The sequence below is a fragment of the uncultured Maricaulis sp. genome, assembly GCF_905480005.1.
In the GTDB taxonomy this organism is placed as follows: Bacteria; Pseudomonadota; Alphaproteobacteria; order Caulobacterales; family Maricaulaceae; genus Maricaulis.
The window spans coordinates 1-15,180 of sequence record NZ_CAJQOO010000018.1 but is presented as its reverse complement, the minus strand read 5'-3'; the positions used below and the strand labels follow the sequence as shown (position 1 = coordinate 15,180).

The following is a 15,180-nucleotide window of genomic DNA, read 5'->3' as shown; positions in this document are numbered from 1 at the left end:
GAAAATGGCGAACAAGCGATGCATGGGGCAGAACCCTCCCGTGTTTGACCTCTATCTAGCCCAGCCTTTGAAGTGGGGCGAGGGCAGGCAGTGTAAAATCCGCGTGTGGCCGCGTGGCTTGCTCGCCTCGCCGGCGCTCGCTAAGCAGCGCGCATGAATGCGTTCGCCCTTCTGGCCACCAGCCTCTCCCTGTCGACCGACGCTTTCGCCGCAGCCCTCGCGCGTGGCAGCGCCGCCCGTGAGACCCGAACGCTCGCCGCTTTGCGGGTCGGCGCTGTATTCGGTCTGGCGGAAGGTTTGATGTGCCTGCTTGGCTGGAGTCTTGCGCTGGTGATGGCCGACTTCATCATGGCCGTGGATCATTGGATCGCCTTGGTGCTGCTGGTCACAATCGGCGGCCTGATGATCCGCAACGGACTCGCGGCAGGCGGGGATGACGAGGCTGTGGCCGCATCGCCGGGGCTGGCTGCAACCCTGGTAACCGCGCTTGGCACCAGCATTGATGCTGCGGCCGTGGGCATCGCCCTGGCCCTGGCCCTGGCCGGGGCGCCGGTCTGGTCAGCCCTTGTGATTGGCCTGACCTCCTTTGCGATGGCAGGCCTGGGCTACCGGATCGGACCGCGGGTCGCCGAACGCCTTGGCGGCGGCGCTGAAGTCGCCGGCGGGATCGTATTGATTGCGATCGGGGTTTCGATCTTCATCAGCCATGTCGCGGGCGGATAGGGTGATGGGCCAGCTGTCGCTGCCCGATCGGTTTGTCCTGTCACTCTGGTGCCTGGGATTTGCGGTCGGGACCAGCACGCATCTGATGGATATTTTTTCCCGCGGTATCTTCGCCTACACCTATGCCCCGTTCTGGATGAATGCCTTCTGGACAAGCCTCACCCTGCTTGATCCGCTGGTGGTCGCTTTGCTGCTTCTGGTCCGTCGGGCCGGGATCGTGCTGGGGGGCATGGTCATGGTCGCGGATCTTGCCATCAACACCTATGCCGGGACCCTCCCGGCTATGGCCCCGGGCAGCTACCAATTCGTCTTGCAGTGGATATTCGGCTTGTTTGTCTTCGCGACCGCGGGCCGGCTCTGGCCTGCGCCGCGCGGCTAGATCAAGCGATCTCGAACACGCCATCCACCTCGACCGCTGCGCCGAGCGGCAGGACCGGACAGGACACGGCCGAGCGTGCATGGCGCCCGGCATCGCCGAAGACCTCGACCATCAGGTCGGAACAGCCATTGATGACCAGCGGGATGTCGGTGAAACCCGGCACGGCAGCGACGAAACCACCCAGTTTCACCACACGTTTGACACGCGAGAGATCGCCCCCGCAGGCAGATTTCAGCTGGGCAATCAGATTGATCGCGCACAACCGGGCGGCGGCTTGTCCGGCAGCCACATCCATATCGCTGCCCAATGTCCCCTTCACCAGACCGTCTGCACTGATCGAGACCTGGCCGGATATGAAGACCTGGCTGCCGCTTTGCACGAAGGGCACGTAATTGGCGACCGGCGCGACCGGTTCCGGCAGGGTGATTCCAAGATCGGCGAGACGGGTATCAATGGCAGACATGGCAGGCTCCGGACTGTGTGTTCGCGGCGGAGATTAGCGCCGTATCGGCCCCATGCAATCTGCGTGCTTGACTTGACGCGCACGTCATCCGGCATGCTGTGTCCATGATGACGATGATCCAGGAAGACGAAATCCGATTCGACGCCCGTGACGGCTATTCGCTGTCCGGCCGGATCATCACACCGGACACGCCGCGTGGCGCTGTGCTGATCTCGTCCGGGACCGGGTTTCCCAAAGGGCTTTACCGGCGCCTCGCCCTGGCCGGGGCCGAGGCTGGCTTTGCCTGTCTGATCTATGATTATCGCGGCATTGGCGGGTCTGCGCCCAGGCAGATGCGTGGCTTCAAGGCCGATATCGTCGATTGGGGCCGGCTCGACTATGCCGCCGCGCTCGAGCGCGCTGCTGACCTGGCCCCAGGCCAACCGCTTTTTGCGATCGGTCATTCGGTCGGCGGGCATCTGGTCGGCTTTGCCGACAATGCCACGGCGCCGCTCGCCCATGCCTTCATCACAGTGGGGACGGGCTATTGGGGCGCCCATGATGCGTCCTACCGACCGTCCGCGCTGTTGTTCTGGCTGCTTTACGGGCCAGCCTGCCTGGCGCTGACAGATCATATCCCGGCGGGGGGTATCTGGGGCGGGACAGCCTTGCCGCGCGATGTCTTCCTGCAGTGGCGGCAATGGGCCTCCAAGCCGGACTATTTCGGCCATTATCTCGATCAGCTGACCCCGCATAATTTCGATGCGGTGACGGCGCCGATCCGGTCCTGGACCTTCTCCGATGACCGGCTGTGCGCCCGCCGCTCGGCCGAGGACTTGCTGAAACTCTACCCGAAGGCTCCGTCCGAGCATGTGCGCCTCGATCCGGCCGATATCGGCGCCGGGCGGGTGGATCATCATGGCGCCTTCAAGAAAGAGTCTGCCGCCTTCTGGCCGATGATCTTCAACTGGTTTGATCAGGTTTCGGGGTCGGTTTCGCGCTGAGGCCACGGCCCTTCACGACCGCATCGCTGCCGAATCGTTCACGCGCCTTGTCCATGGCGCGTTCCGCTGTGGCCCGGCGGATGGCTTGCGGGTCAAGCAGGTCACCGGCATCGCCGACGGCGTCGCGCAGGCCGGAAAACCCGATCCCGATCAGGCGGTACCGGGTTCCGTCGACCTCCTTGTCGAGCAGGTCCCGTCCGACCCGGAACAGAGTGTCGGCGAGCTGGCTGGGTTCGCTCAGCGTGCGGCGGCGGGTGCGGGTCTTGAATTGCGCTGTCTTGAGCTTGAGCGTGACGACCTGACCGGAAACAGCCTTGGCCTTCATCTGGTCCGCCACTTTCACACTCAGCCGCCAGAGATGTTTTTCCAGCGTGTCACGGTCATCATGATCGGCATTGAATGTGGTTTCGGACGATACGCTTTTTCGTTCGCGTTCGGGGGCGACCCGGCGCCGGTCTTCGCCGCGGGACAGTCGCGAGAGATGGTAGCCCATATCGCCATAACGATCAGCCATGCGTTTGTCGCCCTGCCGACGGATATCGGACAGGGTGCGGATGCCGTCGCGTTCCAGCTTGGCGGCGAAGGCAGGTCCGACACCGTAAATTGAACGCACCGGCCGCGGTGCCAGGAAGTCCAGCGCCTCGGCCTCGCCGATCACCGCGAACCCGTTCGGCTTGTCGAGATCTGACGCGGTCTTGGCGAGGAATTTGTTGAAGGAGAGGCCGACGGAGACCGTGATGCCGACCTCGTCCTCGATCTGTCTTTGCAGGCGCAGCAGGGTGAGCGCGGGCGGTGCACCGTGCAGCCGTGTTGTACCGGTGAGATCAAGAAAGGCCTCGTCGATCGAGAGCGGCTCCACCAGCGGAGTGATGGTCTTCATCATGTCGCGGATGCGATAGCCCTCGCGGGTGTATTTGCCGTGCTCGGGTCGGATCACGACCGCGTCCGGGCATGCTTTCAGGGCCTGGAACATGGGCATGGCCGAGTGCACGCCGTACAGGCGCGCGACATAGCAACAGGTCGACACCACACCGCGCTGCTGGCCGCCGATGATGACCGGCTTGTCTTCCAGCGCCGGATTGTCGCGCTTCTCCACCGCCGCGAAAAAGGCATCGCAATCGATATGGGCGATGGAGAGGGTGTTCAGTTCGGCATGGCGCAGAAGTCTGTGACTGCCGCAGGCCGGGCAGGCTGTGGTCGCGTCGGGCAGCGCGGCAAGGCACGCTCGGCAATAGCCCGCTTCGTTCACAGCGCAGGCTCGGGCAGATCATTCCAGAGCCACGCGGCCCCGCGCACACCGGAAGCATCGCCATGCTGGTGGCGGACGATGCGGGTCCGGCAAATATCGGAGAAGAGCCAGTTGGGCAGACGGTCGGCGACGCGCTCTGGCAGGCCGGGCGCGTTGGACACGCCACCGCCAAGGACAATGATATCCGGGTCGAGGATATTGGCGACACTCGCCAAGCCGCGGGCCAGCCTGTCCGCATGCCGAGCCATGCTCTCGGCCGCCGCGGAATCGCCGTGTTCAGCGGCGGCAAAGATCTCGCGCGCGCTCAGCTCGCCGCCATGCTGGCGGGCATGAGCGGTGGCAAATCCGGGACCCGAAAGCCAGGTTTCGAGGCAACCGGTCTTGCCGCACCAGCAAGTCGGCGGGTCGAGCTCATCATCCTGCGGCCAGGGCAGGGGGTTATGCCCCCATTCGCCGGCAATGCCCTGGCAGCCCTCCAGCAAATGCCCGTTGATGACGACACCGCCGCCGACGCCGGTCCCCAGGATGACGCCGAAAACCACCTCGCCCTCGCGACCGGCCCCGTCCACGGCTTCGGAGAGGGCAAAGCAGTTGGCGTCATTGGCGAGCCGAATCTCGCGGTCGAGGGAAGCGGACAGATCGGCGCCGAAGGGGCGATCATTGAGCCAGACCGAATTTGCATTGCGCATCAGCCCGCTGGCCGGGCTGGTCGAGCCGGGGTGGGCAATCCCGACACAGGCCTCGCCGTGGGCGGTCTCCAGACCTGCAACAAGCGCGTGGAGGGTCTCGAGCGTTGAATCATAGGCCCTTGGCGTCGCCACGCGCTCGCGGGCGAGTTCGCGCCCTTCGCGGTCGAAGAGGCGGGCTTCGATCTTGGTGCCGCCGAGGTCGATACCGATTCGATTCATTCTGTTCTTCCTTGCCGCCTGGGATATGGTTTTCCGGCTCTTTTTGTTCTTATCTTGTTCCGGAAAGCCCGGAAAGTGGCCTCTGACTCATGGTTGGTTAAGGAAAGTCGGGTTTATTACAGGTGGGGTTCAACAAGCACGATAAAATACGTGCAAACAACGGGAAGCGCGTCACCGACATGCTGCAGGTCATGCCGAAAAAGGTCCTGATTGTCGAAGACAACGAGCTCAACATGAAGCTCTTCAACGATCTGCTGGAGGCTCATGGCTATGAGACCCTGCAGACCAAGGATGGCTTCAAGGCGCTCGAAATGGCGCGTGAACACACGCCTGATCTTATCCTCATGGATATTCAGCTTCCCGAGGTCTCCGGCCTGGAAGTCACCAAATGGCTCAAGGATGATGACAGCCTGTCAGCCATTCCGGTCGTTGCGGTGACCGCCTTCGCGATGAAGGGCGATGAAGAACGTATCCGCGAAGGCGGATGCGAAGCCTATTTGTCGAAGCCAATCACGGTCGCGACATTTATTGAGACAGTTCGTCGGTTTCTCGACTAGGGGTGGTCGTCGATGAGTGCGCGTATTCTCGTCGTGGATGATCAGGCCTCCAATGTGCGGTTGCTCGAAGCGCGTCTTCAGGCCGAATATTTCGATGTCTGTACCGCCACCAGTGGCGAACAGGCGATCACGGTTGCCAGGGCCGAACAACCTGATCTCATTCTGCTCGATGTCATGATGCCGGTGATGGACGGGTATGAGACCTGCGCCCGCCTCAAGGATGATCCGAGCACGCGCCATATCCCGGTCGTCATGGTCACCGCGCTCGATCAGCGCGAAGACCGGATCCGCGGCCTTGAAGCCGGCGCCGATGACTTCCTGACCAAGCCGATCGACGATGTCACCATGTTCGCCCGCGTGCGCAGCCTGCTACGATTGAAGGCGGTCCTGGATGAATTGCGCTTTCGCGAATCGAGCTCGGCCATGTCCGGCCTGTCCGGTGATGTTCATGATGATGTCGACAGCACATCGCGGGTCGTCATTGTCAGCACCGATCCCCGATCCACGGCGCGCTATGCCGCAGCCATGCCGGTTCAGGCCCGGGTCCTGGAAGTCCATGAGCCCAGTGCCGCGATCGCGGCGGCCCGCGATGCCGCGGACTTGCTGATCGTCGATCTGACGGCCAATGATTATGACGGGTTGCGCCTTTGCGCCCGCGTTCGCTCCGATGCGGCAACCCGGCAATTGCCGATTCTCGCCATTGTGCGGCCCGATGATGTCCAGGACGCCGTCCGCGCGCTGGACCTGGGTGTGAACGACATTGTCCACCGGCCTGTCGATGCCGGTGAGCTGGCGGCGAGGGCGCGAACGCAATTGCGTCGAAAGCGTTATGCCGACCGCCTCCGCTCGCATCTCGACGAGGGCATGGAGCTGGCCGTTACCGATACGCTGACCGGGCTCCACAATCGCCGCTATATCTCCTCACGCCTGCGCCAGGCGATGGATAGTGCCAGCAATGGCGGCGCGCCGGTCTCTCTTCTGCTGGCCGATATCGATCACTTCAAGACGATAAACGACACCCATGGCCACGAGGCGGGTGACCAGGTTCTGCGCGACTTCTCGAGCCGCCTGTTGACCGGGCTGCGCGCGCTTGATCTGGCCGCGCGCTTTGGCGGTGAGGAATTTGTCGTGGTGATGCCGGGCGCCGGCATGGCCGAGGCAGAGATCGCGGCGGAACGCCTGCGGTCCAGCGTCGCGGGTAGCGACTTCAAGCTGGGTGACGGTACGAAAGTTCCGGTCACGGTCAGTATCGGCGTGGCGCAGGCCAGGCGCGGGGAAGCCATCGACAGCCTGCTGCGTCGGGCCGATGAGGCGCTCTATGTGGCGAAGAATGCCGGCCGGAATCAAGTTCAGGCCGCGGACAACGCCGCGGCCTGACAAAACTCGTTGGTCGAGCGGGAAAAAACCGTTCGGACGGGAAACCCGTCTTACTTGATTTTCGCTTCCTTGAAATCGACGTGCTTGCGTGCGACCGGGTCGTACTTTTTCAGCACGAGCTTCTCGGTCATGGTGCGCGCATTCTTCTTCGTCACGTAGAAATAACCCGTACCAGCCGTGGAGTTCAGGCGGATCTTGATGGTTGTCGGCTTCGCCATGGCTCTAAATGTCCTGGTGCTTTGAGTGTGCGCGCATTCGGCCCCATGCCGACGCGAGAGCGCGCGAACATACGCACGGCAGCGCCGCTGTCAACTCTTCCCGGCTGTTTGTGATGCACGTCTCCAGACCAGTACTGCATAGACTGCGGCGATCCCGGCCATCACGATCATCAGCCCGTGCGGTCCCAGCCCGTCCATGGTGATGCCGGACGCGGGCGGCCCGAACAGAGAGCCCGCCCCATAGGCGAAGATGAAGGCCGCATTGGCCGCCGCGATACCGCCGCCGGAGAAGCGTTCACCGAGCAGGGCCAGGCCGACCGTGTAGAGCCCGGAAGCGACGCCGGCCTGGATGAAGAAGAGCAGCATCATGCCTGGCAGGAAGTCACCGACGGCCCAGATGGCGAGCGGGGTCAGTGCGGCCGTGGTGGCGATCCATTTGAGCGTTTCCCGGCGATCGGTCCGGTCCGCTATCCAGCCAAGCGGGATCTGGAAGGCGAGGGCACCGGCCGCCGCCGCCATCGCCACCATGGAGATGCCGTGCGCGTTGAGGTCGAGCCGGTCGCCATAGACCGGGGTCAGGGAGAAGAGGACGGTTTCCAGTGCGCCGAAGGCCAGGGCTGCCCCGATCGCCGCCGGAGCCGCCTTGGAGGCGCCCAGTATCGCGCGCGGCGAGGCTTCATCCCGGCCCGGCGCCTGCGCGGCAGGGCCTTGCAGCAGGATAATGGGAAGAGCGCCGATCATGAAGATCAGACCACCGGCGTAGAAGCCGGCATCGCTGACCGCGCCGAGCTGACCGAACAGGAAGGCGCCGATTCCGAAACCGCCGGACAGCACGGTCCCGTAGATACCGAGGATTGTCGCACGGCGTAGCGGGGTGGCGATCTGGTTGATCCAGGTCTCCGAGACCACGAAGATCACGGTCATGAAACTGCCCATGACAAAGCGAAGAACAAACCAGGCGGGCACATTGTCGAAGACGGGGAAGAGGGCGTGCAGCGCGCCGGCCAGAACGAGGCTGATCACGATCAGCACCCGTCCGGGAATGATGGAGAGCAAGCGCGGCACGATCGGGGCCATCACAAGCGTTGAGGCGGCCGCAGCGGCCCCGTTGAGGCCGACGATCAGGCCCGACGAGGTCATGCCCTCCAGCCTTAGCGAGATCAGCGGCATGGAAAGCCCGAACACGATCCCGCACACCGCCGCACAACAGATCGCCGCGATCAGCGAGCGGTTATTGGCAAAACGGGGATCGGTGAGCGGATTGGTCATGCAGCGAGCTATAGCGGCGCGAACCGCAATCGTCTCGCTTGCCTACAGCGGTTCCAAAATCATCTTGCCACGCACGGCCCGCATGCAGCGCGGATGTTCCGGTGCCGGGGGCAGGACGCGCTTGAGCTCATCCAGGACGAAATGGGTGACCATGGGAAGGTCGAGATCCCGGGATTCGGCCAGTGTCACCCATTGAACATCCTCCAGCTCGTCACTTGGCTCGGGTGCCCGGTCGTCAAGAAGGGCCGAGGCGTCGGCAGTGAAAAACCAGGTATCGAAGCGGCGCGTCCGACCGGGCGGGGTGATGGCCCGCGTGATCAGTTTGAGCGAGCCGAGATCGGGCGCCGCGCCGGCGTCGCGGAAGGGCGACCAGTTGGCGTGACGACTGCGCATCGGAGCCTGACGGGCAATCAGCAGGCCGGTCTCCTCGGCGGTTTCACGAATGGCGGCTGTCGCGGCTGCACGCGCGCGGCGCGGATCCAGCGTGCGGGCCATAAGATCAAGGACGCGGCCGTCCAGATCACGCGCCAGCGGGGCTGTGCTGTCGGCCCGGTCCACCCGACCACCGGGAAAGACATATTTGTTGGGCATGAAAACATGCTTTGACGAGCGCCGTCCCATCAGGACATCAACCCGGTCGCCGTCGCGTCGGGTGAGGATCAGCGAGGCGGCCAGGCGAGGCCGTATCGGTTTGACGTCCTTGCGATGTCGTTCGTCACTCACCGGCGGCGCCCCTTCTTCCAGGGTTTGCCGGAGCGGCGGCCATTGGGCGGTCCGCCGGTGCGACCACGATGGCGGCCCTTCGGCTTTTCGCCCTTTTCAGGCTCTGTCAGCAGATCGAGCAGCAAGCCGCCGGTGACGGGCTGGGCTTCGTCAATGCGGACATTCACAGCCATGCCGAGCCGGTAGCGCGAGCCTGTCTGCAGACCGATCAGCGCATGGGCGCTCTCGTCATGCTCGAAGCGTTCCTCACCCAGGCGGGAGATCGGGACCAGCCCGTCCGCGCCGGTTTCGTCGAGACGGACGAAACAGCCAAAGCGGGTCACGCCGGTGATCCGGCCGGGGAATTCCGCCCCCACCTTGTCGGCGAGATAGGCGGCAATGAAGCGATCCACCGCGTCCCGCTCGGCGGCCATGGCGCGGCGCTCGGCATGGGTGATGTCCTCGGCGATCACGGTCAGACGACTGCGTTCGGCATCGGTCTGTCCGTCATCACCCAGATTGAGGGCCCGGATCAGGGCCCGGTGAACGGTGAGGTCGGCATAGCGGCGGATCGGCGAGGTGAAATGCCCGTATCGGCGCAGATTGAGCCCGAAATGGCCGCGATTATCGGTGTCATAGACTGCCTGGGACTGGCTGCGCAGGACGACCTCATTGATCGTCGCATAATGCTCGGAGGTGACCGCCTGTTTGAGTAATTGGTTGAAGCGTCCGGTCTCGACCGAATTGCCGCGCGCCCATTTCATGCCGACAGTTGGCAGAAAGTCGGCGAGGGCATCGATCTTTTCGCGCGAGGGCGGTTCGTGGACGCGATAGATGAGCGGGGCATTCTTCTGTTCCAGGCTCTCTGCGGCGCAGACATTGGCCTGGATCATGAACTCTTCGACCAGCTTGTGGGCATCAAAGCGCTGGCGGGTCTCCACGCCGATGACCGTGCCGTCCTCGCCGACCCGGACGCGGCGTTCCGGTGAGTCGATTTCGAGCGGCTCGCGGCGATTGCGGGCCTCGCGACAGGCGAAATAGGCCCCCCAGAGCGGTTTCAGGACATCGTCGAGCAGGACGTTCGCCGGCCCGCCATCACCGCCATCAATCGCGGTTTGTGCCTGGGTGTAGGAGAGTTTCGCCGCCGAGCGCATCCAGCCCCTCAGGAACCGGTGGGAGCGCTTGGTGCCGTCCTTGTCGAAGACCATGCGCACGGCGAGACAGGGCCGGTCTTCCTTCTCGCGCAAGGAACACAGATCATTGGAGAGGCGTTCGGGCAGCATCGGCACGACCCGGTCGGGCAGATAGACTGAATTGCCGCGCTTGAAGGCGCCGCGATCCAGGGCGCCGTCGGATTTCACATAGGCGGCGACATCGGCGATCGCGACAATGACCTGCCAGCCGCCCGGGTTTTTCGGGTCATCGTCAGCCTTGGCCCAGATCGCATCATCATGATCCTTGGCGTCGTCCGGGTCGATCGTGATCAGGGGCAGGGGACGCAAATCCTCGCGCTGCCCCTGTTTGGCGACCGGCGCCGTCTCGGCTTCGCGCAATTCGGCTTCTGAAAAGCCCTGCGGAACGCCGTGCGAATAGAGCGCGATGAGGCTGCCGGCACCCGGGGCCGAGACATCGCCGATCACTTCGACGATTTCAGCCGTCTTGAGCCCATGGCGACGTTCACGGGCGATCTGGCACAAGACCAGCTCGCCGTCCTTCGCCTTCTCTGCCTCGCCCTTGGCCGGGACCAGTTCATGGCGTGAGCGCCGGTCCACCGGCTGCAGCCGGAAGGGGCCCGATTGCGGCTTGCGCAGGACGCAGAGGAGTTTGTGAGCGCTCTGGCCGAGCTTCTTGATCAGGCGGGCTTCGTAACTGCCGTCCTCCTGCAGGGCGAGGCGAACCAGGGCCTTGTCGCCAACCCCGATCGCCGGTGTGCCCTTGCCGCCCGCGCCTTCGCCGGGAGCGAGGCGGATGGTCGGTATGGGGCCGCCATCGCGGCGGGCCGGTTCGGCGAGCAATTCACCGTCATTGTCGCGGCCACTGATCTCGACCACGCTCACAGCGGGCAGGGCGCCCGGCAGGCGATAGGTCTTGCTGTTGGAGCGCGTGATGGTGCCGTCTTCGACGAGGATGGCGAGGGCATCTTTCAGTGCCCGCTTGGCATCCATGCCCTTCAGGGCCAGGGCCCGTGCCAGTTCACGCTTGGTAAATTCGCCGCCGCCCAGCTTGACGGCCTCGATGACCGCCTCGCGGGTGAGGCCGGCATCAAACTCTGTCTTGCCGGCCATGCGCGCTACTCCGCCTTGGCTTTACTGGCGGCCGTCTTCTTGGCCGCCGGCTTTTTCGCCGGGGCTTTCTTTGTCGTGGTCTTCTTCGCCGTGGCCTTCTTCTTGGCAGGCGCCTTTTTCTTGGCCGGGGCTTTCTTCTTGCCGCCCTTTGCGGCCTTGGCCTCGACCCATTCCATGGCCTGTTCCAGGGTCACGCTTTCCGGATCGGTATCCTTGGGCAGGGTGGCGTTGATCTTCTCGTACTTCACATAGGGACCGTAGCGACCCGACATGATCTTGACCGGCTTGCCGTCATGCTCGCCCAGATCCTTGAGCGCCGAGGCCGTCCCGCCGCGGCGACCGCCATTGGCACGCTTGTCGGCGATCACTGAAATGGCGCGATTGACGCCGATCTCGAAGACATCCTCGACCGAGCCGATATTGGCGTAAGTCTTGTCGTGATGAACATAGGGGCCATAGCGACCGATATTGGCCGTGATCGGCTGGCCGTCATCGGGGTGCTCGCCAACCGTACGCGGCAGATCAATGAGCTTGATCGCCTGTTCTTCGGTCAGGGTGGCCGCATCCCAGCCCTTGGGAATGGACGAGCGCTTGGGCTTGTCCTCGCCGTCGAGCTGCATCTGCAGATACCAGCCAAAGCGGCCATTCTTGAGCTCAACATCCTTGCCGGTTTCCGGATGGACGCAGATCACCCGGTCGCCCTGGACATCATCATCGCCCGGAGGGCTCATCTGGCGGGTGAAGGAACAATCCGGATGGTTGGAACAGCCCAGGAATGCGCCGAACTTGCCCAAGCGCAGGCTGAGCGTGCCTTCACCACAGGACGGGCAGAGGCGCGGATCCGAGCCGTCTTCCTTTTCCGGGAAGATGTGCGGGGCCAGGGCCTCGTTGAGGGCGTCAAGCACGTGAGTGATGCGCAGCTCACCGATTTCGTCCACAGCGGCGCGGAAATCGGTCCAGAAATCGCGCAGCAATTGTTTCCAGTCGAGTTCGCCGGCCGACACCTTGTCGAGCTGGGTCTCCAGCGCCGCGGTGAAATCATATTCCACATAGCGGGCGAAAAAATTCTCCAGGAAGGCGATGACCACACGCCCCTTGTCGAGCGGATGGAAACGATTCTTCTCCATCTGCACGTAATCGCGATCGCGCAGGACTTGCAGCGTCGAGGCGTAGGTTGAGGGGCGGCCAATGCCGAGCTCTTCCATCCGCTTGACCAGAGAGGCTTCGGTAAAGCGCGGTGGCGGCTGGGTGAAATGCTGGTCGGCCCAGGTCTTGCCGACCTGGGCGCTAGCACCCTGGCTCAGCTTGGGCAGACGGTTCTCGCCCTCATCCTCTTCATCATCGCGGCCTTCCTGGTAGAGGGCGAGGAAGCCGTCGAAGAGCTGGACCGTGCCGACCGCGCGCAGGGCGGTCTTGCTGTCGGGCGTGGCGATATCAACGGTGGTGCGCTCGAAGCGGGCGCTTTCCATCTGGCTGGCCACGGCGCGGCGCCAGATGAGCTGGTAGAGGCGGGCCATGTCCGGGTCCAGCGACAGCTTTTCGGGCAGGCGCGAGAAGCTGGTCGGGCGGATCGCCTCGTGCGCTTCCTGGGCATTCTTGGCCTTGGTCGAATACATGCGCGGCGCGCCGGGCACATAAAGCGAGCCATGCTCCTTGCCGATCACATCGCGGGCCTGGCTTATGGCCTCCGGCGCCATGGAGACGCCATCGGTCCGCATATAGGTAATGAGACCGGTGGTCTCACCGCCCAGCGTCACGCCTTCATAAAGCTTCTGCGCGGTCTGCATGGTGCGGGTGGCGGAGAAGCCCAGCTTGCGCGCCGCTTCCTGCTGCAGGGTCGAAGTGGTGAAGGGGGGCGGCGGGTTGCGCTTGGCCGGCTTGGCCTCGACGCCGGTGATCGACAGGTCGGCCGAATTGATCGCCTCGACGGCGGCATTGGCGCTGGCGCGGTCCTTGATCGACAGCTTCTGCAGCTTCTTGCCGTCCAGCGTGACGAGTTTGGCGCGGAAGGGATCGGAATTGGCGGTGATCTCGGCGTCGACCGACCAATATTCCTCGGCGCGGAATTTCTCGATGGCCAGTTCGCGATCGCAGATCAGGCGCAGGGCCACCGACTGGACACGGCCGGCAGACCGCGAGCCGGGCAGTTTGCGCCACAGGACCGGCGACAGCGTGAAGCCGACCAGATAATCGAGCGCGCGGCGGGCCAGATAGGCATTCACCAATTCCATGTCGACCGCACGGGGGTGCGCCATCGCTTCCAGGATGGCCGGCTTGGTGATGGCGTTGAAGGCGACGCGCTCGATGGTCACATCTTTCAGCACGCGGCGCTTTTGCAGCGCTTCCAGCAAGTGCCAGGAAATCGCTTCACCTTCGCGATCCGGGTCAGTGGCAAGGATGAGGCGGTCGGACTCGCGAACCGCGTCGGCGATCGCCTTGACGCGTTTGGCCGAGGCCGTATCGACCTCCCAGGCCATCTCGAAGTCTTCGTCCGGCTTCACCGAACCGTCCTTGGCTGGCAGGTCACGGACATGTCCGAAACTCGCCAGAACCGTGTAGTCCGAACCGAGGTATTTATTGATGGTTTTGGCTTTGGCCGGGGATTCTACGACGACAACATTCATCGGTGCTTGGTTCCAGACATGTGGCAGGGACCGCCGGTCAGCGGCCAAGGCGCGCGAAAGTGTTCGAGCCGAAAGGTTGTGTCAACCGACCGGAGGATTCCAGTCCGACGCGCACACGGTCTGCTTCATGCAGGAATTCAGGGCCGATGGCGAGCCGGTCGCCGAGCCGGTCAACGTCCCGGAGCCACCGCGAAGCAGGGGTGATTCCGCGCGGACAGATCGCGGCAGGCGAGTCGCGCCTCGTCCTCGGTCAGGGCTTCGAACCGGGCACGCCAGAGTCGGTCACCGCTGATATCGACCGCTCGGGCGGCCGGTTGAGCCGAGTCGAGAGCGCCCGAGAAAATCGCCACCTCGGCGAGCCGGTCATGGGCTGCACCCGATGTGTTGTAAGCGCCGACTTGTATCGACCAGGCACCGTGAATGAGGCTCGGCTCCGCCCGTCTCGTGGCGGGGGCGGTTGCGGGCGGAAGGGGTTCGGCGCGCATCGCGTCCTCATCGGCCAGGACGACCTGCAGGGCCGGGGGTTGATCGGCGGACCCCATTTCAGTCGGCTCGTCCAGATGGAGCGCGGCGACATCGCGCGCGATCAGGTCCTGCTGGCGGACCGGGTTGATACGCGGCGAGGAGAGGGTGGCGAACAGGCGTGTGTCCTGGCGTTGCTCGAGTGTCGCGAAGGCGGCCTCGATCAATTCCTCGGCATGAGCATCACGAGCCGCGGCGGTCGGGCCGCCCATGATCACGGTGATCAGACGATGATCGCCGCGTTCGGCCGACACGACGACATTGAAGCCGGAGGCGCGGATATAACCGGTCTTGAGGCCGTCAACGCCGCGGACCCGGCCGACCAGCGTATTGTGGTTGCGATAGGTGCGGCCATTCCAGGTGAAGCTGTCTTCATTGAAATACTCGAAATAGTCCGGGTAATCGCGATGCAGGGCGATCGCCAGACGTGCCATGTCGCGGGCCGTGGTGGTCTGGCGCGAATTGGGCAGGCCCGACGCGTTGCGGAAAGTCGTGCCGGTCAGGCCAAGTTCGCTGGCGCGTGTGGTCATCAACTCCCCGAAGCGGGATTCACCGCCGCCAAGGCGTTCGCCCACAGCGACCGCGACATCATTGGCGCTCTTGACCACCAGTGCGCGAATAGCGTTTTCCGCGGAAATGGTCTGTCCGGCGCGCAATCCGAGTCGGGATGGCGTCGCATTGGCGGCATTGGCCGAAATACGTATTTGGTCGTGAAGCCCGATTTCGCCCGTCTCGATCGCTTCGAACAGCATGTAGAGCGTCATCATTTTGGTCAGCGAAGCGGGATAGCGCTCGGCTTCGGATCGACGCGAATGCAGGACGACGCCGGTATTCTCTTCCACAACGAAAGCGGCATAGCGCGAATTGTTTGCGTGGGCAGGCGCGCTGACGCCGCTGAGAGCGAGGCTGAGGGTGAGAATG

At 63.9% G+C, this 15,180-nt stretch carries 14 protein-coding genes; 5 read left to right on the top strand and 9 right to left on the bottom strand.

All coding sequences use genetic code 11. The features are described from left to right. Positions 1-153 precede the first annotated feature (153 nt). Positions 154-723: a manganese efflux pump gene (locus tag QZ266_RS02880; protein ID WP_295691493.1), complete on the top strand. Its 570-nt coding sequence runs from the start codon at positions 154-156 to the stop codon at positions 721-723. A gap of 4 nt (positions 724-727) precedes the next feature. After that, entirely contained in the window at positions 728-1,102 is a 375-nt protein-coding gene (locus QZ266_RS02875; RefSeq protein WP_295691492.1) for a hypothetical protein, read from the top strand. Position 1,103: 1 nt separating this feature from the next. Here the strand turns inward: QZ266_RS02875 and QZ266_RS02870 are convergent, their stop codons facing one another. Then, positions 1,104-1,565 carry a RidA family protein gene (locus QZ266_RS02870; protein WP_295691491.1) on the bottom strand — a complete coding sequence of 154 codons (462 nt, stop codon included), beginning with the start codon at positions 1,563-1,565 and terminating at the stop codon, positions 1,104-1,106. Positions 1,566-1,669: 104 nt separating this feature from the next. Here QZ266_RS02870 and QZ266_RS02865 point away from each other — a divergent pair, with 104 nt between their 5' ends. After that, positions 1,670-2,548 (top strand): alpha/beta hydrolase, encoded by an 879-nt coding sequence (locus QZ266_RS02865; RefSeq protein WP_295691489.1) that lies wholly within the window; start codon positions 1,670-1,672, stop codon positions 2,546-2,548. Here QZ266_RS02865 and QZ266_RS02860 read toward each other — a convergent pair. Continuing rightward, positions 2,508-3,797, bottom strand: coding sequence for a DNA polymerase IV (locus QZ266_RS02860; protein ID WP_295691487.1), 1,290 nt, complete (start codon positions 3,795-3,797; stop codon positions 2,508-2,510). The two genes, QZ266_RS02865 and QZ266_RS02860, sit on opposite strands and share 41 nt — an antisense overlap. Beyond that, entirely contained in the window at positions 3,794-4,705 is a 912-nt protein-coding gene (locus QZ266_RS02855; RefSeq protein ID WP_295691486.1) for an ROK family protein, read from the bottom strand. The genes QZ266_RS02860 and QZ266_RS02855 overlap by 4 nt, the downstream gene beginning before the upstream one ends. 179 nt (positions 4,706-4,884) lie before the next feature. Between QZ266_RS02855 and QZ266_RS02850 the strand changes: the two genes are divergently transcribed. Beyond that, positions 4,885-5,262: a response regulator gene (locus QZ266_RS02850; RefSeq protein ID WP_366523903.1), complete on the top strand. Its 378-nt coding sequence runs from the start codon at positions 4,885-4,887 to the stop codon at positions 5,260-5,262. 12 nt (positions 5,263-5,274) lie between these two features. Further along, positions 5,275-6,639: a PleD family two-component system response regulator gene (locus QZ266_RS02845; RefSeq protein ID WP_295691485.1), complete on the top strand. Its 1,365-nt coding sequence runs from the start codon at positions 5,275-5,277 to the stop codon at positions 6,637-6,639. A 50-nt stretch (positions 6,640-6,689) separates the two neighbouring features. Here the strand turns inward: QZ266_RS02845 and rpmG are convergent, their stop codons facing one another. The 6 genes from rpmG to QZ266_RS02815 form a co-directional block, all read right to left on the bottom strand. Next, the gene (gene rpmG, locus QZ266_RS02840; protein ID WP_011643217.1) at positions 6,690-6,857 is read right to left on the bottom strand and encodes a 50S ribosomal protein L33; all 168 of its coding nucleotides are present in this window, start codon (positions 6,855-6,857) and stop codon (positions 6,690-6,692) included. Between the two features lie 90 nt (positions 6,858-6,947). Further along, the gene (locus tag QZ266_RS02835) at positions 6,948-8,126 is read right to left on the bottom strand and encodes an MFS transporter (protein ID WP_295691482.1); all 1,179 of its coding nucleotides are present in this window, start codon (positions 8,124-8,126) and stop codon (positions 6,948-6,950) included. Between the two features lie 42 nt (positions 8,127-8,168). Next, entirely contained in the window at positions 8,169-8,849 is a 681-nt protein-coding gene (locus QZ266_RS02830; RefSeq protein ID WP_295691481.1) for an NUDIX domain-containing protein, read from the bottom strand. Next, complete coding sequence (gene rnr / locus QZ266_RS02825; RefSeq protein WP_295691479.1) at positions 8,846-11,113, bottom strand: ribonuclease R; 2,268 nt, start codon at positions 11,111-11,113, stop codon at positions 8,846-8,848. Before rnr ends, QZ266_RS02830 begins: the two co-directional genes overlap by 4 nt. A gap of 5 nt (positions 11,114-11,118) precedes the next feature. Next, positions 11,119-13,737, bottom strand: coding sequence for a type I DNA topoisomerase (gene topA, locus QZ266_RS02820; protein WP_295691477.1), 2,619 nt, complete (start codon positions 13,735-13,737; stop codon positions 11,119-11,121). A gap of 170 nt (positions 13,738-13,907) precedes the next feature. Next, complete coding sequence (locus QZ266_RS02815; RefSeq protein ID WP_295691475.1) at positions 13,908-15,179, bottom strand: D-alanyl-D-alanine carboxypeptidase family protein; 1,272 nt, start codon at positions 15,177-15,179, stop codon at positions 13,908-13,910. Position 15,180: the final 1 nt, after the last annotated feature.

Bases quoted from the DNA above. Each gene is read 5' to 3' on its own strand.
- rpmG (WP_011643217.1), bottom strand. From the start codon at position 6,857: ATGGCGAAGCCGACAACCATCAAGATCCGCCTGAACTCCACGGCTGGT.
- QZ266_RS02855 (WP_295691486.1), bottom strand. From the start codon at position 4,705: ATGAATCGAATCGGTATCGACCTCGGCGGCACCAAGATCGAAGCCCGC.
- QZ266_RS02875 (WP_295691492.1), top strand. From the start codon at position 728: ATGGGCCAGCTGTCGCTGCCCGATCGGTTTGTCCTGTCACTCTGGTGC.
- topA (WP_295691477.1), bottom strand. From the start codon at position 13,737: ATGAATGTTGTCGTCGTAGAATCCCCGGCCAAAGCCAAAACCATCAAT.
- rnr (WP_295691479.1), bottom strand. From the start codon at position 11,113: ATGGCCGGCAAGACAGAGTTTGATGCCGGCCTCACCCGCGAGGCGGTC.
- QZ266_RS02865 (WP_295691489.1), top strand. From the start codon at position 1,670: ATGATGACGATGATCCAGGAAGACGAAATCCGATTCGACGCCCGTGAC.
- QZ266_RS02850 (WP_366523903.1), top strand. From the start codon at position 4,885: ATGCTGCAGGTCATGCCGAAAAAGGTCCTGATTGTCGAAGACAACGAG.
- QZ266_RS02870 (WP_295691491.1), bottom strand. From the start codon at position 1,565: ATGTCTGCCATTGATACCCGTCTCGCCGATCTTGGAATCACCCTGCCG.
- QZ266_RS02845 (WP_295691485.1), top strand. From the start codon at position 5,275: ATGAGTGCGCGTATTCTCGTCGTGGATGATCAGGCCTCCAATGTGCGG.
- QZ266_RS02835 (WP_295691482.1), bottom strand. From the start codon at position 8,126: ATGACCAATCCGCTCACCGATCCCCGTTTTGCCAATAACCGCTCGCTG.
- QZ266_RS02880 (WP_295691493.1), top strand. From the start codon at position 154: ATGAATGCGTTCGCCCTTCTGGCCACCAGCCTCTCCCTGTCGACCGAC.